Raw genomic sequence first — 20,614 nt, forward strand, 5'->3', positions numbered from 1 at the left:
GCACCGGCGTACCGTCCACGACGTGGATCTCCAGCTGCAGGACCGTGTCGCACTCGTCGTCGGCGGGAAGGGGTACATCGGCACTGCCGTCGTCGACCGCCTCCGCCAGGAGGGCGCCACCGTCGTCGTCGCCTCCCGCACCGCCGACGCCCCGGGAACCGTCGCGATGGACACCGCCGACCAGGCATCGGTCGACACCGCCGTCGCCCGCGTGCTCGAGGACCATGCGCGCATCGACGTCCTCGTGGTCACCGCGGCCCCGGCGGCGAACACCCTCGACCCCGAGCGCCGCTCCGACCCGGACCAGGTCGCCGCGGCCGTCGACGGCAAGGCCCTCGGGTTCCTCCGCGTGGCGAACGCCGTCCTGCCCGCGCAGCGCCGGGCCGGCTTCGGCCGCGTCGTCGTCGTCAGTGGACAGAACGCCTACCTCTCGGGGAACATCACGACCTCGCTGCGCAACGCGGCGACGAACGTGATCGCGAAGAACCTGGCCGACGAGACCGCGGGCACCGGCGTGACCGTCAACGTCGTCAACCCGGGCACCGTGACCGATCAGCCCGACGCCGAGGTCCGACCGGGTGCCGGCGGCCAGTCCAGCCCGAAGCAGATCGCCGACTTGGTCGCGTTCCTGTCCTCCCCGCTGTCGGTCGTGTCCGGCGAGTCGATCTCGATCGCCCATCGTGTCCTCGGGAGCGTCACCGTCTGACCGGCTGGCACGTCTCTTCCGCCGCGCGACGGGCGGGTGTTGACTGCCGCCATGCAGCAGGTCCACTCCGCCGATGGCACCTCCATCGCCTGGGAGGCCGTCGGCCCGTCCGACGCCCCCGGAGTCGTCGTGGTCGGCGGGGCGTTCAGCACCGCCGACGCCGCCCGACCACTCGCGCACGCCCTCGCCGAGGCGGGCCTCCGGGGTGTGGTCCTGGACCGCCGTGCCCGCGGCGGATCCGGGGACACGTGGCCGTACGCGCCCGGACGGGAGGTCGAGGACCTCATCGCCGTCGCCGCGGCCGCCGGTGGCGTCCGTGCCGCGCTCGGGCACTCCTCGGGCGCCGTCCTGGCCCTCCGTGCGGCGACCGGTGGACTCGAGGTCGACCACCTCTTCCTCTCCGAGCCGCCCTTCGCGTTCGAGGACTCCCGCCCGCCGCAGGCCCCGGACCTGGTGGACCGACTGCAGGCGCACCTCGACGCCGGGCGACCCGAGGACGCCGTCGTCCTCTTCCAGCGCGAGGCCGTGGGCCTGCCCGACGAGGTCATCGAACAGATCCGGCACGCACCGATGTGGCCGGCCCTCGTCGCCGTCGCGCAGTCGACCGTGTACGACGCGACGATCACCGCCGAGACGCCGGTGCCCTCCCCCGTGATGGCGGCCGTGTCGATGCCGGTGACCGTCCTGCGGGGTGGGCGGACCTGGCCGTTCCTGGTGACTGCGACCGACCGGCTCGCGGAACTCCTGCCGACCGGGAGGCTCGTGGTCGTCCCCGAGTCGGAGGACCATGCACTCCACCCGGCGGGTACGGCGCGGGAGGTCGCGGCAGCGCTCGGGGCGTGATGGCGGCGCACGCTCGGGGCGTGATGGCGGCGCACACGGCGCACGACGACCTACCGCCACGACGACCGACCGACCAGCCGCCGCGAACGACGAAGGCCCCGATCTCTCGATCGGGGCCTTCGTCGTGCTGCTCTCCATCGGAGAGCCCTGGTGCGCGAGGGGGGACTTGAACCCCCACGCCGTTTCCAGCACACGGACCTGAACCGTGCGCGTCTACCAATTCCGCCACTCGCGCCAGCGACGAGAACACTACCATGCACAGACGGTGCCCGGAGCCAACCACTACCATGCAGAGGTCAGCGACCGAGAACGTGGGGACCATGGGCTTACTGGACAACTTCGAGCGAGGGCTGGAGCGCGCCGTCAACGGCGCGTTCGCGAAGACCTTCCGCTCCGGTGTGCAGCCGGTCGAGATCACCGCGGCACTGCGGCGTGAACTCGACACCAAGGCTGCCGTGGTCTCCCGCGAGCGCATCCTCGTGCCGAACGAGTTCACGGTGCGGCTCGCTCCGCCGGACCACACCCGGATGAACGACGTCGGGCGGCCGCTCATCGACGAGCTCACGCAGCGGGTGCAGCAGCACGCGGTGGCGCAGAACTACTCGTTCTCCGGCCCCGTCACCATCCGTCTGCAGCAGGACGGCACCCTCTCCACCGGCATCCTCGAGATCGACTCGACGACGGTGCAACGTGACGTCGCCTGGGTCGCGGTCCTCGACATCGGCTCGCAGCGCCACCGTCTCCAGCGCGGCCGCACGGTCATCGGCCGCGGCACGGACGCCGACATCACGGTCGCCGACACCGGCACGAGCCGCAAGCACGTCGAGGTCCTGTGGGACGGCAAGCACGCGCAGGTGAACGACCTCGGGTCGACGAACGGGTCGAAACTCAACGGTGAGCGCTTCAGTCAGGCGATCCTCGAGCCGGACTCAACCATTGAGATCGGTCGGACCCGTATGGTGTTCCGGGTGATCCCGGAGAACGACGGAGGTGCGCGATGACCACGGGCCTGACTCTGCTCGTCCTGCGCTTCGCGTTCCTCGCGGTGCTGTGGCTGTTCGTCTTCGTGATCGTCTTCGCGCTGCGCAGCGACCTCTTCGGCCAACGCGTCCGTGCGATCCCGACCGACCCCAAGGCCGGCCCGTCGACGCCGACCACGCCGCCGATGCCGGCCGGTGCCGGGACCGCCGCCGCAGCCTCCGGGGCGTCGCCCAGCGCCTTCACCGAGCTGATCGGCCAGCCCAACACCCCGACGGCCTCCCCCTCCGGAGCGGTCGCCACCCGTCTCGTCATCACCGAAGGTGCTCGTGAGGGCATGGAGATGCCCCTCGGCGGCGGCCCCATCACGATCGGCCGCTCCAGCGAGAGCAACGTCGTGATCCGCGACGACTACACCTCCACCAACCACGCCCGGCTCGACCTGCAGGGCGGTGCCTGGGTGCTGACCGACCTCGGGTCGACCAACGGCACCTTCGTGGGCGGCCAGAAGGTCACCGTTCCCACCACCGTGGCGGAACGCACCCCGATCACCATCGGGACGACGACGTTCGAGCTGCGGCGGTAGTCCCGGGATGACGGCTCGCACGCTGAGCGCCGCTGTGTCCCACGTCGGACGCATCCGCGCGAACAACCAGGACTCCGGCTACGCCGGGCAGCACCTGTTCGCGGTGGCCGACGGCATGGGCGGGCACGCCGGCGGTGACGTCGCCTCAGCCATCGCGATCCGGCGGATCCGCGAGGTCGACCGTGAGTTCCCGTCCGCGCACGACGCCGAGTTCGCGCTGCAGTCCGCACTGATCGCCGCGAACCAGCTCATCACCGAGACGGTGTTCGAACACCAGGAACTCACCGGCATGGGCACCACGGTGAGCGCCATGATCCGGGTCGGCGACCAGCTGGCGATCGCCCACATCGGCGACTCACGCATCTACCGCTGGCGTGACGGCGAACTGCAGCAGATCACCGCTGACCACACGTTCGTGCAGCGTCTCGTCGACAGCGGCCGCATCACGCCCGAAGAGGCCGCCGTGCACCCCCGCCGCTCGGTCCTGATGCGCGTGCTCGGCGACGTCGACGCCGCGCCGGAGGTCGACACCGCGATCATGGACATCCGCCCGGGCGACCGGTGGCTGCTGTGCTCCGACGGACTGTCGTCCTACCTGGCGGAAGAGCGCATCCGGCACGCGCTCGCGTCGACGATGGACGCCAACCAGGTGACGCAGCGTCTGGTCAAGGAGACGCTCGACCACGGTGCGCCCGACAACGTCACGGTCGTCGTGCTCGACGTCACCGACTCCGAGCCGGGCGACGACGACGACGCGGCCACGACGGTCGGTTCGGCCGCAGCCCCCCTCACCTTCGAGGCGTCCACCGGCCGCAAGCCGATCCGGCTCCCCACCATCCTGCTCCACCCACTCAAGGTCTCGAGCGCTCCGGAGGACTCGCACTTCGAGCCCGAGTCGGACCAGTACTTCGCCGAACTCATCGCCGAGGACCGCCGCCGCCGGGTCCGACGCCGCGTCTCGTGGTCGATCGCGCTCGTCGTCGCGATCCTGGCCCTCGTCGGCGCACTCTTCCTCGGCTACCGCATCGTGCAGGACCACTACTACGTGGGCACGGACCGCGGTTCGGTCGCGATCTACAAGGGCGTCCAGCAGTCGATCGGCCCGATCGCGCTGTCCGATGTCTACGAGGACACCGACATCGCGCTGACCGAGCTCCCCGACTACACGCGTGAGAACGTCCGGTCGACGATCAACGCGACCTCGCTGCAGGACGCGCGAGCGATCGTCGAGCGCCTGCGCACCGCCGCCGCGACCGGCCAGGACCAGAGCGGGACGGGAGGCTCGGCCGACTCCCCGACGTCGTCACCGTCCGCCTCCCCCTCCGGGTCCGCGACGCCCCGTACCCCGTCACCCTCTCCGTCGAGGAGCGCACGATGAGCGCCACGACCGCACCCTCGTTGACCCAGGCGATCACGATCAAGCTCCGGGAGCCGGCTCGCGCGCGGAACCTCGAGCTCGTGCTGCTCGTCATCGCATGCGGCATCTGCGCGGGGGCGATGGTGCTCGTGCAACTCGGTACCAAGGGCCGGGTCTTCGACACCTCGGTGCTCTGGACCGCGGCCTCGATCCTCGGCCTCGCGCTGGTGATGCACGTCATCCTGCGGATCGTCGCGAAGAACGCCGATCCGTTCATCCTCCCGGTCGCGCTCGTGCTGAACGGCATCGGCATCGCCGAGATCTACCGGATCGACATCCACAACGGCGTCGAGGGCTGGGCGGCCATCGGCGTGAAGCAGATCGCCTGGACGCTGCTCGCGATGGTGTTCGCGATCGCGACGATCCTGCTCGTGCGCAACCACCGGTTCCTGCAGCGCTACCGGTACATCTTCATGCTGCTCACGATCGTGCTGCTCCTGCTGCCGATGCTGCCCGGCATCGGCACGAACATCGGCGGTGCCCGGGTCTGGATCCGGATCGGACCGTTCTCGTTCCAGCCGGGCGAGCTCGCGAAGATCACGATGGCGCTGTTCTTCGCCGGCTACCTGGTCACCGCGCGGGACAGCCTGTCGATCGTCGGCCGGAAGTTCCTCGGCATGACGTTCCCGCGCGCCCGTGACCTCGGCCCGATCCTCATCATCTGGGGTGTGGCGATGAGCGTGCTGGTGTTCCAGCGCGACCTCGGCACGGCGCTGCTGTACTTCGGCCTGTTCCTCGTGATGATCTACGTCGCGACCGCCCGGCTCAGCTGGGTCGTGATCGGCCTCGTCCTCTTCGTCGGCGGCGCCCTCGTCGCGGCGAGCGTCCTGGTCTACGTCCAGGGCCGGTTCGAGCAGTGGCTCGACCCGTTCGACCAGCAGATCTTCCTGCGGCAGACGCAGGGCAGCTACCAGCTCGTGCAGGGCCTGTTCGGCTTCGCCAACGGCGGCATCACGGGCACCGGACTGGGGCAGGGCCGCCCGTACATCACGCCGGTCGCCAACGCCGACTACATCATCGCCTCGATCGGTGAAGAGCTCGGTCTGATCGGCGTCTTCGCGGTCCTCGGTCTGTTCGTCGTCCTGGTCTCCCGCGGCATCCGCGTCGGGTTCATGGCCCAGGACGACTTCGGGAAGCTGCTCGGCATCGGGTTCGGCTTCACGATCGCCCTGCAGGTCTTCGTCGTCGTCGGCGGCATCACCCGGATCATCCCGGTCACCGGACTCACCACGCCGTTCATGGCGGCGGGTGGTTCGTCCCTCGTGGCGAACTGGATCATCGCGGCGATGCTGCTGCGCCTGACCGACTCGATCCCCGCCGAACAGCGCATCCAACAGGGTGCGTTGTCGGAGCGGGGCAACACCGGCCGTGGCCGGTCCAGGAAGGAGCGCCGGTGAACCGCCAACTCCGCGGCGTCTCGACCGTCGTCGTGCTCATGTTCGTCGCACTCTTCGTGTCGACGACGTCCATCCAGTTCTTCGCGGCGGACTCGCTCCGCGCCGACAGCCGGAACTCCCGAACCATCCTGGACAGTTACTCGACCAAGCGCGGCGCGATCCTCGTCGACGGGAAGCCGATCGCCGAGTCCACCGCGGTCGACGACCAGTACCAGTACCAGCGCAAGTACAACAACGGCGAGCTCTACTCGGCAGTCACCGGCCACTTCACGATCGGCCAGGGCAACTCCGGCATCGAGAGCGCAGAGAACGCCGTGCTGTCCGGCAACAGCGACGACTCGTTCTTCCAGAACCTCAACGCGATCCTCACCGGCCAGGACGTCCAGGGCGACAACGTCAACCTGACGATCGACCCCGACGTGCAGCAGGCCGCGTACGACGCCCTCGGTGCGAACACGGGTGCGGTCGTCGCGATCCAGCCGAAGACCGGCAAGATCCTGGCGATGGTGTCGAAGCCGGGCTACGACCCGAACACCCTCACGTCGCACGACACGAAGGACGTCATCGCGCGCTACGAGGCGCTCGAGTCCGACGCGTCCAAGCCGCTGGCGAACCGTGCCATCGCGGGCGACCTGTACACGCCCGGGTCGGTGTTCAAGCTCGTGGTCGCCTCCGCGGCACTGGCGAGCGGGGACTACACGCTCGACTCGACGCTCCCGAACCCGTCGACCCTGACCCTGCCGGGCAGCAGCTCACGGATCAACAACGCCGAGGGCGGCAGCTGCGGTGGTGGCGACGAGGTGAAGCTCCGCGTCGCGATCCAGTACTCGTGCAACATCCCCTTCGCCGAACTCGGTCGCAAGCTCGGGTACCAGGCCATCAAGAAGACCGCGGACGAGTACGGCTTCGGCAGAGTCATCGACGTCCCGACCTCGGCGACCCCGAGCCAGTACCCGGAGCCCGAGTCGACGGCCGAGCTCATGCTCAGCTCGTTCGGCCAGGCCAGCGACCGCGTCACCCCGCTGCAGATGGCGATGGTGTCCGCCGGCATCGCGAACGGCGGCCGCGTCATGCAGCCGTCGCTCGTGGAGTCGATCGAGACGAGCGACCTCAAGACCGTCGACTCGTTCTCGCCGAAGCAGTACAGCGCCCCGCTGTCGTCCGACGCGGCTTCCGACCTGACCGAGGCGATGCAGAGCGTCGTCAACGCGGGGACCGGAACGAATGCGAAGATCGACGGGGTCGACGTCGCCGGCAAGACCGGGACGGCCGAGGGCGGCACGGGCGATCCCTACACACTCTGGTTCACGGGCTTCGCCCCCGCCAAGGACCCCGAGGTCGCGGTCGCCGTGGTCGTCGGGAACGGCGGCGGGCTCGGGCAGTCCGGAGTCGGCAACACGGTCGCGGCTCCCGTCGCGAAGAAGGTCATGGAGGCGGTGCTGAACAAATGAGACCCACCAGCGGACTCACCTTCGGTGGGCGGTACCAGCTCTCCTCCCGAGTCGCCATCGGCGGCATGGGAGAGGTGTGGCAGGCGACTGACCTCGTCATCGGGCGCACCGTCGCCCTGAAGATCCTCAAGGACGAGTACCTCGGCGACCCCGGGTTCCTGGAGCGCTTCCGCGCCGAGGCCCGGCACGCCGCACTCGTCAACCACGAGGGCATCGCCAACGTGTTCGACTACGGCGAGGAAGACGGCAGCGCCTACCTCGTGATGGAGCTCGTCCCCGGCGAAGCACTGTCGACGATGATCGAGCGCGAGCACACCCTGCCCGTCGACAAGGTCCTCGACATCGTCGCCCAGACCGCGAACGCCCTGCAGGCAGCGCACGCGGTCGGCCTGGTGCACCGCGACATCAAGCCGGGCAACCTGCTCATCACCCCGGACGGCCGCGTCAAGATCACCGACTTCGGGATCGCACGCATCGCCGACCAGGTGCCGCTCACCGCGACCGGCCAGGTCATGGGCACCGTCCAGTACCTCTCGCCCGAACAGGCGAGCGGCCACCCGGCGTCCCCGTCCACGGACGTGTACTCGCTCGGCATCGTCGCGTACGAGTGCCTGGCAGGTCGGCGACCCTTCACGGGTGAGTCGCAGGTCGCCATCGCGATGGCGCACATCAACGACCAGCCGCCCGCGCTCCCGGGGACCGTCCCGGAGCCGGTGGCGGCCCTCGTGATGTCCTGCATCGCGAAGAAGCCCGCCGACCGCCCGGCGACCGCGGCCAACCTCGCCCGCGCCGCCCAGGCCCTCCGTCGTGGCGACGTCGCCGCAGCGACCGTCGCCGTACCGGCCATCGGCGGCGCCGGGACCGTGGCGTTCAACCCGCCGCCCGGCAACGACGCGGCGACCGCGCTCATCGGCACCCAGGCGAACGCCCCGGTCGTCGGTGGTGGCGCTCCGGGCAGCCCGGCTGGCCCCGGAGAGGACACCGACGAGCGGAAGAGCCGCGCGTGGATCTGGTGGCTCGTCGGCGCGGTCGTGGTGATCGCCGCGATCGTGATCGGCGTGCTCGTCTTCGCGAACGGCGACCCCGACCCGAAGCCGACGACGCCGAGCCGGAGCGCCACCCCGTCCCAGGTGCAGACACCGAGTCAGGAACCCTCGGCGACCCCGACGGAGGTCCGGACGACGATCAACCCGGCCGACTTCGTGGGGCGCCCGACGGACCAGGTCCAGGGTGAACTGCAGGGCATGGGCTTCTCGGTCCGGGTCCAGGACGGCGACCCCGCCGAGACCGCCGAGCAGGCGAACACCGTGCAGTCGATCAGCCCGACCGGCAGCCTGTCGGACGGCACGCTGATCACCCTCCGGGAGTTCACGGCTCCGCCGTCGGTCAACAAGCCGAACACCCCGAGCGCCGGCGCGGTCTCCGCCACCGGAGCGGTGACGTTCAGCTGGTCGACCGCCACCTGCCCGACCGGGTACACCGTCTCGAAGTACTCGTGGACGGTCTCCGGCGGCAAGGACTCCAGCGGCGCGACGAGCGGCGACACCTCGGAGACCTCGGTCGACATCCAGGCCGACCAGGCCGGCGACGACGTCACCCTGTCGTACACCGTCACGTGCGGGAACCTCGCCGCGTCGAGCAGCTCCGACCCGGCCACGGCCACGTGGGTGGCACCGGTGGAGCCCACGGACGCGCCGAGCTCGACGGCGACGCCGCAGGACTGACGCGCCACACGCGCCACCGCCCGGGGCCCCGACACGGAACGTGTCGGGGCCCCGCCACGTTCCGGTAACGGTTGCTCGCGGAGCGCCGTCAGCCAGCGTCCCTCCAGAGACCCCTGCCGTAGACTTGCCCGGACGGACATTCGGAGGAGTACGTGCCTGAAGGTGTGACCGCGGGGATCACGCTCCTCGCCAACCGGTACGAGATCGGTGACGTCATCGGACGCGGCGGCATGGCCACCGTGCACGTCGGCACCGACACCCGACTGGGCCGGCGAGTGGCCGTGAAGCTGCTCAAGCCGAGCCTCGCCAACGACCCGGCGTTCCGCACGCGCTTCCGGCAGGAGGCCCAGGCCGCAGCCCGCATGGCGCACCCGACGATCGTCCGGGTCTACGACGCCGGTGAAGAGACCGTGCGCGAGAACTCCGGCGCCGAGGTGCAGGTCCCCTTCATCGTGATGGAGTACGTCGAAGGCCGCCCGCTGAGCGAGATCGTCGCGGAGGGTCCGGTCGTGCAGGAAGAGGCCGCGCGCATCGTCGAGGGCATCCTCACCGCGCTCGAGTTCTCCCACCGCGCAGGCGTCGTCCACCGCGACATCAAGCCCGCCAACGTCATGATCACCCACTCGGGCCAGGTCAAGGTGATGGACTTCGGTATCGCCCGTGCCATCACCGACACCTCGGCCACGGTGGCGCAGACCACGTCGATCCTCGGCACTGCGTCGTACTTCTCGCCGGAGCAGGCCCGCGGCGAGGTCGTCGACGCCCGCACCGACCTGTACTCGACCGGCATCGTGCTGTTCGAGCTGCTCACCGGGCACCCGCCCTTCCGGGGCGCGTCGCCCGTGGCCGTGGCTTACCAGCACGTCAGCGAGCAGCCCGTCCCTCCGTCGACCCTCACGTCGACGGTGTCACCGGCCCTCGATGCCGTCACGCTGCACGCCCTCGTGAAGGACCGCACCCGCCGGTTCCAGAACGCCGCCGAGTTCCGCCGGGACCTGCAGCAGGCGGCCGCCGGCCACGTCCCGATCTCGAAGAAGAAGCTCGCGGCCGCCGCCGCGGACGACGCCGCACTGCTGTTCGGGGTCAACCCCCGCGCCGCCGCCACTGCCGACGTCACGTTCCGCGAGCTCGACGACACGCAGGAGCGCCGTCCCCAGCGGACCCAGAACCGTCCACCGGTCGCCTGGATCTGGCTCGGCATCGTCCTGACCATCGCCGTCATCGCCGCCGTGGCCTACTTCGTCGCGAACCTCGAGCCGGGCAAGCCGCCGGTGAGCTCCTCGATCAAGGTCCCGAGCGTGTCCGGCCAGACCTTCGACGAGGCCCAGGCGACACTCGAACGACGGGGTCTGAAGGGAGTCCGCGACGACGAACCGTCCGACGACGTGGACGAGGACGACGTCATCCGGACGATCCCGGGTTCCGGTACCTCCGTGGCGCGGGACCAGGACATCCGCATCATCGTCTCGACGGGGCCGGAGCAGATCGCGGTCCCCGACGTCCAGTCGCAGACGCAGGACGCTGCGACCAAGGCCCTCGAGTCCGCCGGCTTCTCGGTCGGAGCGGTCAGCTCGGACTACTCGCCGACGGTTCCGGAAGGGACCGTCCTGAGCAGCGACCCGGCGTCGGGCGGCACCCAGGCGAAGGGCTCGGTCGTGAACCTCGTCGTGTCCAACGGCAAGGTCCAGCTGCCGGACGTCACGCAGCAGCCGTTCGACACCGCCCGTTCGACCCTCGCCGGCCTCGGGCTCACGGTACAGCCGGCGCCGACCTACGCCTGCACGGGCACCACGGTGACCCAGCAGAGCGTCCCCGCGGGCGACGTCGCCCAGGGCAGCAGCGTGACCCTGACCTACTGCGCCGGCACCGCACAGCCCCAGCGTCAGCCGTCACGACAGCCAGCGGCCCCCTCCGACGGAGGAGCCGACAACGGCGGCACGACCGGCGGCGGCGGCGCGACCCTGAACCAGGGCGACGACGGCTGACGGCTGGGAGCGCCTCTGCGCCTCCGAGTGGTCAGTCCGCGAGTCCGGGGACCCGGGAACCAGGGGTCGGGTCAGCGTCCGGAGATGAGCGGACCGAGACCGGCTGCGCGCTCGGCTGCGCCGCTGAGCCCGGCAGTCTCGAGCCAGTTGCCCACCATCCGGTACCCGCCCTCGGTCAGGACGGACTCCGGGTGGAACTGCACACCGTAGACCGGTGCGCCGCGGTGCTGGACGCCCATGATGACGCCACCCGCGGTCCGGGCCGTGATCGTCAGTTCGTCGGGCACCGTGCCGTCGACGATCGCCAGCGAGTGGTACCGCGTGGCCGTGAAGGGGTGCGGGACGCCGGCGAAGAGCACGCTGTCGTCGTGGTCGACCTGCGACGTCTTGCCGTGCATGAGTTCGTCGGCGTGCGTGACGGTGGCTCCGAGAGCCTCTGCGATCGCCTGGTGTCCGAGGCAGACGCCCAGCAGGGGCTTGTCAGCCGCGATGGCTGCCCGCACGGTCGGGATCGAGACGCCGGCGTCGGCCGGGGTACCCGGGCCGGGAGACAGCAGCACACCGTCGTACTCGGCGATGCGATCGGCGATCTCGCCCACCGGGAACGCGTCGTTGCGGACGACGTCGGTGTCCGCCCCGAGCTGCTGCACGTAGCCGTTCAGCGTGTACACGAAGCTGTCGTAGTTGTCGACGACGAGGATCTTGGTCATGGGCCGTCCACCGTACTCGTGTGTGATGTGAGTCCCGTCCGACGGGGCGGGAACGCACGCATGGTGACGGTAGGATACCGGCCATGGCCATGGACAAGGACCGCACCAAGCCCGCCCGGACGACCCGAGCCGACTCGGTCGACACCGCGGGGGACCAGCCGAACCCCGTCTGGTTCAAGCCCGTCATGTTCGGTTTCATGCTGATCGGACTCGCATGGGTCATCGTCTTCTACGTCTCCGGCGGCACGCTGCCGGTCCCGTCGCTGAACTCGTGGAACATCCTGATCGGCTTCGGCATCATGTTCGTCGGGTTCCTGATGACGACGCGGTGGCGCTGACCGCCTGCTCCGCACTCCCTCGACGCCCGTCGCACCACTCCTGGTGCGGCGGGCGTCGTCGTCTTTCCACAAGCTGCGGGTGCCGCGCATCGCCAGCCGGGAGGCTCAGGGCGCGTTGTCCACAGATCGTGCAGTTCTCCACACACCTGTCCCCACCCCAGATGCCTGGTTTTCCACAGGCTCCTCCACATTGGGGATAATCACACCGGTGTAACTCACGGACTTGTCCCCAGGTGTGGAGAACTCGGGCGGCAGGTGTGGAGAACTGATGTGCGCTTCGCTCCGGCGTCCGACCGCACGGGTCGGTCGCCAATGCAGAACGCCCCACCGAAGCGAGCGGTGGGGCGTTCTGCGAAGCCGTCGGCCGGAGTGTGCTGAGGCGTCAGCCGGTGGTGACCGCGTACCCGACGAAGCAGAGCGCGATGGCGACCACGGCCTCCAGTCCGAGCAGCGCCACCTGCAGGCCACGCTGCCGGACGTTGCGCGTCCGGGCGAACACGAACCCGGTGACGAAGCCGGCGATGATGCCACCGACGTGCGCCTGCCACGAGATGTTCGTGCCGGGCAGGAAACCGATCACCAGGTTCAGGCCGATCACGACCAGGAGCGACACGGCGTTGTTGCCGAGGCTGCGCTGCAGGACGAAGAACGCCGCGAACAATCCGAAGATCGCGCCAGACGCCCCGACGACCCAGGTACCGGGTGCCAGGAAGGTGACGAGCACCGAGCCGCCGACCCCGGCGATGCAGAACAGCGCCAGGAACCGCCACGTCCCGAGCATGTTCTCGAGCATCCGACCGAAGATCAACAGCGCCCACATGTTGAAGGCGAGGTGCAGGAACGTCGAGTGCACGAAGAGCACGGTCACGATTCGCCACGGCTGCGTCGGGAGCAGCGCCGAGTTGTACGCGAGCCACTGGCTCAGGAACCCGCCGGACACCCGGTCGAGCAGCCACACGACCACCGACACGGCGATCAGGACGACCGTCGCCTTCTGGTCGAGCATCGCGAACCGGCGCCGAGCGACCGTCAGGCTGCTCGGACCGGACGCACGACGGTTCTCGGTGAACTTCGCCCGCTGCTCACGCACGCACTCGGGGCAGTGCACCCCGACCGCTGCCGGCGTCTGGCACTCCGGGCAGATGGTCCGCCCGCAGCGTTGGCAGAGCACGAAGCTCGGCCGGTCCGGGTGCCGGTAGCAGGTGTTGGGCGAAGCCGAGGTGGAGTCGGTCACTCGGTTCAGACGTCCTCGACGTCGATGCTCTGGATGACGACGTCCTCGACGGGCTTGTCACGACCGTCGGTCGGGACGCCCTCGATCACGTCGACGACGGCACGGGACTCGTCGTCGGCGACCTCACCGAAGATGGTGTGCTTGCCCTGCAGCCATGGGGTCGCCACCGTGGTGATGAAGAACTGCGAGCCGTTGGTGCCACGGCCACCCTGGAGGCCGGCGTTCGCCATGGCGAAGATGTAAGGGTTCTGGAAGGTGAGCTCCGGGGAGATCTCGTCGTCGAAGCGGTAGCCCGGGCCGCCGATGCCCTGGCCGAGCGGGTCGCCGCCCTGGATCATGAAGTCCTTGATGATGCGGTGGAAGACGACACCGTCGTAGAGCTTGTCGGTCGACACCTTGCCGGTGCCGGGGTGCGTCCACTCCTGGGTGCCGGTCGCGAGACCGACGAAGTTCTGGACGGTCTTCGGTGCGTGGTTGCCGAACAGGTTGACGCGGATGTCGCCCTTGTTGGTGTGGATCGTTGCGACAGCGGTGTGCAGAGACATGACCTGATTCTCGCATGTGCCGCTGGATGTGCACGGGACGCACAGCCGGGGTTCCGTGACCTGTCAGGCGCTCGGGTGGCAGTATGGGGTCACGTCGACCCATGGAGGTACCGAATGTCGATCGACATCCCGCGTAAGCGTCGGAAGCAGATCAAGAAGCTCAAGGGCAAGACCGCGACGCTCCTCGGTGAGCAGCGCAAGGTCCTGGAGCACGCGAACGCCATCCTGGCCGAGGCCCGGGGGCACGCAGCAGATGCCGCTCGGAAGGACCTCGCCCCTCGCGTGCAGAACGCGATCGACAACGGGCTCCGTCCCGCAGTCGCAACGGGCGTGCACGCCGCGACCTCTGCAGCGCAGAGCGCTTCGCACCGTTTCCAGTCCGAGGTGGTGCCCGGCCTCATCTCCACCGCCGGCTCCGTGCTCAGCGTCGGAGACCTGGCGAAGGACCCGCGCGTGCAGAAGATCGTGAAGGAAGCACAGAAGCGCGGCGGGAAGTTCCTCAAGCAGGCTCCCGTCCCGCAAAAGAAGGGCATCGGGTTCGGTGGGGTCGCCCTCATCGTCGTCGGTGTCGTGGCGGTCGCCGGTGCTGCGTACGCCGCGTACCAGACGCTCCGCGCTGACGACGACCTCTGGGTCGCCGACGACGCGGACAACGCGGGCAAGCCCGCCGCCTGACCTCCTGGTTCGCTCGAAGGGCCCCGGCACTGCGCCGGGGCCCTTCGTCGTTCCCGGGGCCCGGGGCCCGGTCACCGGCCCCGACCCGAGCCGCCCGAGGTCGCACGACTCGCCGCCGCCCCGACGCCGAGGTCCCACAATCCGCGCAGCTCGAGCGCCGAGAGCAGCACATTCCGGGACCTCGACGGACAGCGCGCGGCACGTCGCGCGACCACGGCGCGACCGACGAGGGTGACACCACGTGGGGACCGACGCCCCGGCGAGCACGGCACCCCAGCAGAGCCCCCGGACGCGCGTCGTGTCGAAGCTCGAGGTCGCACAACACGCCGTGAACCGATCGCTGAGGTTCCACAATCCGCGCACCTCGACCGCCGAGAGCAGCACATTCTGGAACCTCGACGGACAGCGCACGGAACGTGGCGTCGCAGGAGCGGCGGCGCGGATCGACGCGACTGCCGGCCGCGGCGGAACGATGAACGAGCGGAGCAGAGCTCACGCAAAGGGAGTGGAGCCTAGGAGATTCGAACTCCTGACATCTGCCTTGCAAAGGCAGCGCTCTACCAACTGAGCTAAGGCCCCGGAGCGACCGGACCGGACGCAACGTCGAGAGTTCCGACGCGGGAGTTGAGTTGTGGTGGGGCTACAAGGACTTGAACCTTGGACCTCTTCGTTATCAGCGAAGCGCTCTAACCGCCTGAGCTATAGCCCCTCAGACCGGATGAAAGCCTACCCCACGATCGCGCCTGAGCGAAATCGAGCGGGTCGGCCCACCCGGGCCGGGTCAGTTGTTGGTGAAGCCCACGAGCACGCCGCCCGTGATCCGCACGCTGAGGTTGTACAGGACGCTGACGATCGCGCCGAGCACGGTCCCGACGACGACGTTCAGGATGCCGACGACGATCGAGAACCCGAGGACCTGGCCGAGCGAGAACTGGTCCATGATCGAGTAACTGTTCTGGCCGGTGACGTCCTTCAACAGGCTGTCGATCTGGTCGAAGACGCCGGTCTGGTTGAGGATGACCCACACCAGCGCCGTGGCCACGACGATCACGATCGAGCCGGCCAGGGCGATGAGGAAGGACAGCTTCACCATCGACCAGAAGTCGACGTAGACCAGGCGGAGTCGGACCTGACGAGTCCCGACGGGCCGCTTCGCTTTCCGCTGGAGCTTCTCGGCGACACTACTCATTGCTTGACTCGTCCTCTCCGGCCTCGACAGGCGCGGCGTCGGTGGGCAGTGCGTCGGTGGAGACTTCCTCCACGAGCTCTGCGTCGGCGGCGTCGGCGACCGCTTCGTCCGGGCTGACGGTCTCGACCGGGCCCGCGGGCTCGATCTCGGCGTCCTCCTGGTCGTCCAGGTTCCGCTCACTGTTGCGGGCCACAGCGATGATCCGGTCGTTCTCCGCGAACCTCGCGAAGACAACGCCCATCGTGTCCCGGCCCTTGGCTGGGACCTCGGCCACGGCAGACCTTACCACCTTGCCCGATTGCAGCACGACGAGCACTTCGTCGTCCTCGCCGACGATCAGGGCACCGACCAGGTCACCGCGATCGGCGGCCAGACGCGCCACTTTGATGCCGAGACCACCACGACCCTGGATCCGGTACTGGTCGACCGAGGTGCGCTTGGCGTAGCCACCCTCCGTCATGACCCAGACGAACCCGTCGTCCGCGACGACCGAGGCCGACAGCAGCGAGTCGTCCCCGCGGAAGGACATGCCCTTCACGCCGGAGGTGGAGCGCCCCATCGGACGCAGCGTGTCGTTCGTGGCGGTGAAGCGCAGCGACATCCCGTGGCGGGACACGAGCAGCAGGTCGTCGTGCTCGTCGACGAGCAGCGCAGAGCGGAGCTTGTCGCCCTCGCGCAGGTTGATGGCGATGATGCCGCCGGTGCGGTTCGTGTCGTAGTCGGTGAGCGCCGTCTTCTTCACGAGGCCCTGCTCGGTCGCGAGCACGAGGTACTGAGCCGCCTCGTAGTCGCGGATGTCGAGGACCTGCTGGATCTTCTCGTCCGGCTGCAGGGCCAGGAGGTTCGCCGAGTGCTGGCCCTTGGCGTCGCGCCCGGCCTCCTGCAGCTCGTACGCCTTCGCCCGGTACACACGACCCTGGTCGGTGAGGAACAGCAGCCAGTGGTGCGTCGTGGTCACGAAGAAGTGCTCGACGACGTCGTCCGCGCGGAGCTGGGCACCGCGGACCCCACGGCCCCCACGGTGCTGCGAGCGGTACTGGTCGCTGCGAGTGCGCTTGACGTAGCCGCCACGGGTGATGGTGACGACGACCTCTTCCTCGGGGATGAGGTCTTCCATGCTCATGTCGCCGTCGAAGCCGAGCATGATCTCGGTGCGACGGTCGTCCCCGAAACGGTCGACGATCTCGGTGAGCTCGTCGATGATGATCGAGCGCTGCCGCTCCGGGCGAGCGAGGATGTCCTCGAAGTCCGCGATCTTCAGCTCGAGCGCCTCGGCCTCCTCGTGGATCTTCTGGCGCTCGAGGGCGGCCAGACGACGCAGCTGGAGTTCGAGGATGGCGCGGGCCTGGATCTCGTCGACCGAGAGCAGCTCCATGAGGCCGTTGCGGGCCTCCTCCACGTCGGGCGACCGACGGATGAGGGCGATGACCTCGTCCAGCGCATCGAGCGCCGCCAGGTAGCCGCGCAGGATGTGCGCACGCTTCTCGGCCTCGCGCAGGCGGAACTGGGTGCGGCGGACGATGACCTCGACCTGGTGGTCGACCCACGCGCTGATGAACCCGTCGAGCGCCAGGGTGCGCGGGACACCGTCGACGATCGCGAGCATGTTGGCGCCGAAGTTCTCCTGCAACTGCGTGTGCTTGTACAGGTTGTTGAGCACGACCTTCGCGACCGCGTCGCGCTTCAGCACGATGACCAGCCGCTGACCGGTGCGCCCGGAGGTCTCGTCGCGGATGTCGGCGACGCCGGCGAGACGACCGTCCTTCACGAGCTCGGCGATCTTGATCGCCAGGTTGTCCGGGTTGACCTGGTACGGCAGCTCGGTGACGACGAGGCAGGTGCGACCCTGGATCTCCTCGACGCTGACGACGGCGCGCATCGTGATCGATCCGCGGCCCGTCCGGTAGGCGTCGACGATCCCGCGGGTACCGAGGATCTGCGCCCCGGTCGGGAAGTCCGGGCCCTTGATCCGCTGCATCAGGGCCTCGAGGAGCTCTTCACGCGTCGCGTCGGGGTGCTCGAGCGCCCAGACGGCGCCGGCAGCGACCTCGCGCAGGTTGTGCGGCGGGATGTTCGTCGCCATGCCGACCGCGATGCCGACGGAGCCGTTGACGAGCAGGTTCGGGAACCGGGCCGGCAGGATCGACGGCTCCTGCGTACGACCGTCGTAGTTGTCCTGGAAGTCGACGGTCTCTTCCTCGATGTCCCGCACCATCTCGAGCGCGAGCGGCGCCATCTTGGTCTCGGTGTACCGCGGGGCCGCGGCGCCGTCGTTGCCCGGGGACCCGAAGTTGCCCTGGCCGAGCGCGAGCGGGTACCGGAGCGACCACGGCTGCACGAGGCGGACGAGTGCGTCGTAGATGGCGCTGTCACCGTGCGGGTGGAACTGGCCCATCACGTCGCCGACCACGCGGGAGCACTTCGAGAAGGCCCGGTCCGGTCGGTACCCGCCGTCGTACATCGCGTAGATCACGCGGCGGTGCACGGGCTTCAGGCCGTCGCGGACCTCCGGCAGGGCGCGTCCGACGATGACGGACATCGCGTAGTCGAGGTACGAGCGCTGCATCTCGAGCTGCAGGTCGACCTGCGAGATGCGGTCACCGGAGACGACGATGTCCCCGCTGGAGCCGTGCACGATCTCGGGCTCGTCGGCGCCGTTCTCGTTGTCGTCAGCCATGTGCTTGCGTTGCCTTCCTTGACAGCCTGGAGGCTCGTCGTCCGTCGGTCGCGCCGGGCGCGACCACGAGGGGTCGGGACGGGTCGACGCGGCTCGCGCCGCGCCTCCCGGCCTAGATGTCCAAGAAGCGGACGTCCTTCGCGTTCTGCTGGATGAACTGGCGACGGGACTCGACGTCCTCGCCCATCAGCGTCGCGAAGACGCTGTCCACCGCGGCGGCGTCCTCTAGCGTGACCTGCAGGAGCGTGCGGGTGTCCGGGTTCATCGTGGTGTCCCAGAGCTCCTTGTAGTCCATCTCGCCGAGGCCCTTGTAGCGCTGGATCCCGTTGTCCTTCGGGATGCGCTTGCCGGCGGCGATGCCGGACTGCAGCATCGCGTCGCGTTCACGGTCGCTGAACACGTACTGGTCGGCTGCGTTCGACCACTTCAGGCGGTACAGCGGCGGCTGCGCGAGGTACACGTAGCCGCGCTCGATGAGCGGACGCATGTAGCGGAAGAGCAGCGTGAGCAGCAGCGTGGTGATGTGCTGGCCGTCGACGTCGGCATCGGCCATGAGCACGATCTTGTGGTACCGGGCCTTGTCCGGGTCGAAGTCCTCACCGATGCCGGCGCCGAACGCCGTGATCATCGACTGGATCTCCTGGTTGGCCAGGGCGCGGTCGAGCCGGGCCTTCTCGACGTTGAGGATCTTGCCGCGCAGCGGCAGGATCGCCTGCGTCATCGGGTTGCGCCCCTGCACGGCGGAGCCACCGGCGGAGTCACCCTCGACCATGAAGATCTCCGACAGGGTCGGGTCCTTCGACTGGCAGTCCTTGAGCTTGCCGGGCATGCCGCCCGACTCGAGGAGTCCCTTGCGCCGGGTGGTCTCACGGGCCTTGCGAGCGGCGAGCCGGGCCTGCGACGCCTGGATCGCCTTCCGCACGACGTCGCGCGCCTGCGTCGGGTTGCTCTCGAACCAGTGGGTGAGCTCCGTGCCGACGACGCGCTGCACGAACGACTTCGCCTCGGTGTTGCCGAGCTTGGTCTTCGTCTGGCCCTCGAACTGCGGTTCGCCGAGCTTGATGGAGATGACGGCGGTGAGCCCTTCACGGATGTCGTCACCCGTGAGGTTGTCGTCCTTCTCCTTGATGATCTTCGCCTCGCGCGCGTAGCGGTTGACGAGCGTGGTGAGCGCCGCGCGGAAGCCCTCTTCGTGCGTACCGCCCTCGTGCGTGTTGATCGTGTTCGCGAAGGTGTGGACGCTCTCCTGGTAGGAGGTGTTCCACTGCATCGCGACCTCGAGCGCGATCTTGCGCTCCGGGTCCTCGGACTCGAAGCCGATCACGTCGGGGTGGACCAGGTCGGCCTTCTTCTGCCCGTTGAGGTACTCGACGTAGTCGGCCAGGCCGCGCTCGTAGCGGAACGAGTCGTGGCGGGACTCTTCGCCCTCGTCGGGGGTGCGCTCGTCGTGCAGCGTGATGCGCAGTCCCTTGTTGAGGAACGCCATCTGCTGGAACCGGCCGCGCAGGGTCTCGTAGTCGAACTCGACCGATTCGAAGATCTCGGCGTTCGGCCAGAACGTGATCGTCGTGCCCGTCTCGTCGGACGGTTCGTCCTGCGACAGCGGCGCCACGGGGACGCCGTCGGTGTAGCTCTGCCGCCAGACGTGTCCCTGCCGGCGGACCTCGACGTCGAGTTCGCTCGAGAGCGCGTTCACGACGGAGGATCCGACGCCGTGCAGACCACCGGAGACCGCGTACCCGCCGCCGCCGAACTTGCCGCCGGCGTGCAGCACCGTCAGCACGAGCTCGACCGTCGAGATGCCCTCGTTGGGGTGGATGTCGACCGGGATGCCTCGACCGTTGTCGACCACGCGGACGCCACCGTCTTCACGGATGGTGACGTTGATGGTGTCGCAGTAGCCGGCGAGGGCTTCGTCGACGGAGTTGTCGACGATCTCCTGGACCAGGTGGTGCAGACCGCGGGGACCGGTGGACCCGATGTACATGCCGGGGCGCTTCCGGACGGCTTCGAGCCCCTCGAGCACCTGGATCTGGTCTGCGCCGTACGATGGTTCGCTCTTCGGGGCCTGCTCCTGCGGCTGGGCCTCGTCGTTCTGCGGGTCTCGCTGGTCGTCAGATTCAGATGTCATGTCGGGAGTGCTCCTGCCTGCGCGCGGA

The 20,614-nt window shown here is 69.1% G+C and carries 17 protein-coding genes and 3 tRNA genes; 11 read left to right on the forward strand and 9 right to left on the reverse strand.

Features of this window, described 5'->3' with window-relative positions:
• Positions 1-22 precede the first annotated feature (22 nt).
• Positions 23-706 carry an SDR family NAD(P)-dependent oxidoreductase gene (locus DEJ31_RS08080; RefSeq protein ID WP_111121607.1) on the forward strand — a complete coding sequence of 228 codons (684 nt, stop codon included), beginning with the start codon at positions 23-25 and terminating at the stop codon, positions 704-706.
• A 51-nt stretch (positions 707-757) separates the two neighbouring features.
• On the forward strand, positions 758-1,549 hold the full coding sequence (locus DEJ31_RS08085; RefSeq protein WP_111121608.1) for an alpha/beta fold hydrolase: 792 nt from the start codon (positions 758-760) through the stop codon (positions 1,547-1,549).
• A 148-nt stretch (positions 1,550-1,697) separates the two neighbouring features.
• On the opposite strand, the gene DEJ31_RS08090 is transcribed toward DEJ31_RS08085, so the two are convergent.
• Positions 1,698-1,784 (reverse strand) — tRNA-Leu (locus DEJ31_RS08090).
• 85 nt (positions 1,785-1,869) lie between these two features.
• Between DEJ31_RS08090 and DEJ31_RS08095 the strand changes: the two genes are divergently transcribed.
• The 7 genes from DEJ31_RS08095 to pknB all read left to right on the forward strand — a co-directional run bounded on the left by DEJ31_RS08095 (position 1,870) and on the right by pknB (position 11,087).
• On the forward strand, positions 1,870-2,550 hold the full coding sequence (locus DEJ31_RS08095; protein WP_110902921.1) for a DUF3662 and FHA domain-containing protein: 681 nt from the start codon (positions 1,870-1,872) through the stop codon (positions 2,548-2,550).
• Entirely contained in the window at positions 2,547-3,113 is a 567-nt protein-coding gene (locus tag DEJ31_RS08100) for an FHA domain-containing protein (protein WP_110902920.1), read from the forward strand. The genes DEJ31_RS08095 and DEJ31_RS08100 overlap by 4 nt, the downstream gene beginning before the upstream one ends.
• Before the next feature lie 7 nt (positions 3,114-3,120).
• Entirely contained in the window at positions 3,121-4,491 is a 1,371-nt protein-coding gene (locus DEJ31_RS08105; protein WP_110902919.1) for a Stp1/IreP family PP2C-type Ser/Thr phosphatase, read from the forward strand.
• Positions 4,488-5,927 carry an FtsW/RodA/SpoVE family cell cycle protein gene (locus DEJ31_RS08110; protein WP_110902918.1) on the forward strand — a complete coding sequence of 480 codons (1,440 nt, stop codon included), beginning with the start codon at positions 4,488-4,490 and terminating at the stop codon, positions 5,925-5,927. Before DEJ31_RS08105 ends, DEJ31_RS08110 begins: the two co-directional genes overlap by 4 nt.
• Positions 5,924-7,378, forward strand: a complete 1,455-nt coding sequence (locus DEJ31_RS08115; protein WP_111121609.1) for a penicillin-binding protein 2 — start codon at positions 5,924-5,926, stop codon at positions 7,376-7,378. The genes DEJ31_RS08110 and DEJ31_RS08115 overlap by 4 nt, the downstream gene beginning before the upstream one ends.
• Entirely contained in the window at positions 7,375-9,102 is a 1,728-nt protein-coding gene (locus DEJ31_RS08120) for a serine/threonine-protein kinase (RefSeq protein ID WP_110902916.1), read from the forward strand. The genes DEJ31_RS08115 and DEJ31_RS08120 overlap by 4 nt, the downstream gene beginning before the upstream one ends.
• Positions 9,103-9,254: 152 nt before the next feature.
• Positions 9,255-11,087 carry a Stk1 family PASTA domain-containing Ser/Thr kinase gene (pknB, locus tag DEJ31_RS08125; RefSeq protein ID WP_258366228.1) on the forward strand — a complete coding sequence of 611 codons (1,833 nt, stop codon included), beginning with the start codon at positions 9,255-9,257 and terminating at the stop codon, positions 11,085-11,087.
• Between the two features lie 71 nt (positions 11,088-11,158).
• Here the strand turns inward: pknB and DEJ31_RS08130 are convergent, their stop codons facing one another.
• Positions 11,159-11,797 (reverse strand): aminodeoxychorismate/anthranilate synthase component II, encoded by a 639-nt coding sequence (locus tag DEJ31_RS08130; RefSeq protein ID WP_110902914.1) that lies wholly within the window; start codon positions 11,795-11,797, stop codon positions 11,159-11,161.
• A gap of 83 nt (positions 11,798-11,880) precedes the next feature.
• Here DEJ31_RS08130 and DEJ31_RS08135 point away from each other — a divergent pair, with 83 nt between their 5' ends.
• Complete coding sequence (locus DEJ31_RS08135; RefSeq protein WP_110902913.1) at positions 11,881-12,135, forward strand: cell division protein CrgA; 255 nt, start codon at positions 11,881-11,883, stop codon at positions 12,133-12,135.
• A gap of 382 nt (positions 12,136-12,517) precedes the next feature.
• On the opposite strand, the gene DEJ31_RS08140 is transcribed toward DEJ31_RS08135, so the two are convergent.
• Positions 12,518-13,369, reverse strand: coding sequence for a rhomboid family intramembrane serine protease (locus DEJ31_RS08140; protein WP_111121611.1), 852 nt, complete (start codon positions 13,367-13,369; stop codon positions 12,518-12,520).
• 5 nt (positions 13,370-13,374) lie between these two features.
• Complete coding sequence (locus tag DEJ31_RS08145; RefSeq protein WP_110902911.1) at positions 13,375-13,914, reverse strand: peptidylprolyl isomerase; 540 nt, start codon at positions 13,912-13,914, stop codon at positions 13,375-13,377.
• Between the two features lie 114 nt (positions 13,915-14,028).
• On the opposite strand from DEJ31_RS08145, the gene DEJ31_RS08150 reads away from it, so the two are divergent.
• Positions 14,029-14,589 (forward strand): hypothetical protein, encoded by a 561-nt coding sequence (locus tag DEJ31_RS08150; protein ID WP_110902910.1) that lies wholly within the window; start codon positions 14,029-14,031, stop codon positions 14,587-14,589.
• Positions 14,590-15,095: 506 nt separating this feature from the next.
• Here DEJ31_RS08150 and DEJ31_RS08155 read toward each other — a convergent pair.
• From DEJ31_RS08155 to gyrB, 5 genes are all read right to left on the reverse strand, one after another.
• A tRNA-Ala gene (locus tag DEJ31_RS08155) sits at positions 15,096-15,168 on the reverse strand.
• Positions 15,169-15,221: 53 nt separating this feature from the next.
• Positions 15,222-15,298: transfer RNA gene (locus DEJ31_RS08160), tRNA-Ile, on the reverse strand.
• A gap of 72 nt (positions 15,299-15,370) precedes the next feature.
• On the reverse strand, positions 15,371-15,778 hold the full coding sequence (locus tag DEJ31_RS08165; protein WP_110902908.1) for a DUF3566 domain-containing protein: 408 nt from the start codon (positions 15,776-15,778) through the stop codon (positions 15,371-15,373).
• Complete coding sequence (gene gyrA, locus DEJ31_RS08170; protein ID WP_181421500.1) at positions 15,771-18,455, reverse strand: DNA gyrase subunit A; 2,685 nt, start codon at positions 18,453-18,455, stop codon at positions 15,771-15,773. Before gyrA ends, DEJ31_RS08165 begins: the two co-directional genes overlap by 8 nt.
• A gap of 112 nt (positions 18,456-18,567) precedes the next feature.
• Positions 18,568-20,586, reverse strand: a complete 2,019-nt coding sequence (gyrB, locus tag DEJ31_RS08175; RefSeq protein ID WP_110902907.1) for a DNA topoisomerase (ATP-hydrolyzing) subunit B — start codon at positions 20,584-20,586, stop codon at positions 18,568-18,570.
• Positions 20,587-20,614 lie beyond the last annotated feature (28 nt).

It is taken from the genome of Curtobacterium sp. MCPF17_031 (assembly GCF_003234035.1).
Taxonomy (GTDB): Bacteria; Actinomycetota; Actinomycetes; order Actinomycetales; family Microbacteriaceae; genus Curtobacterium.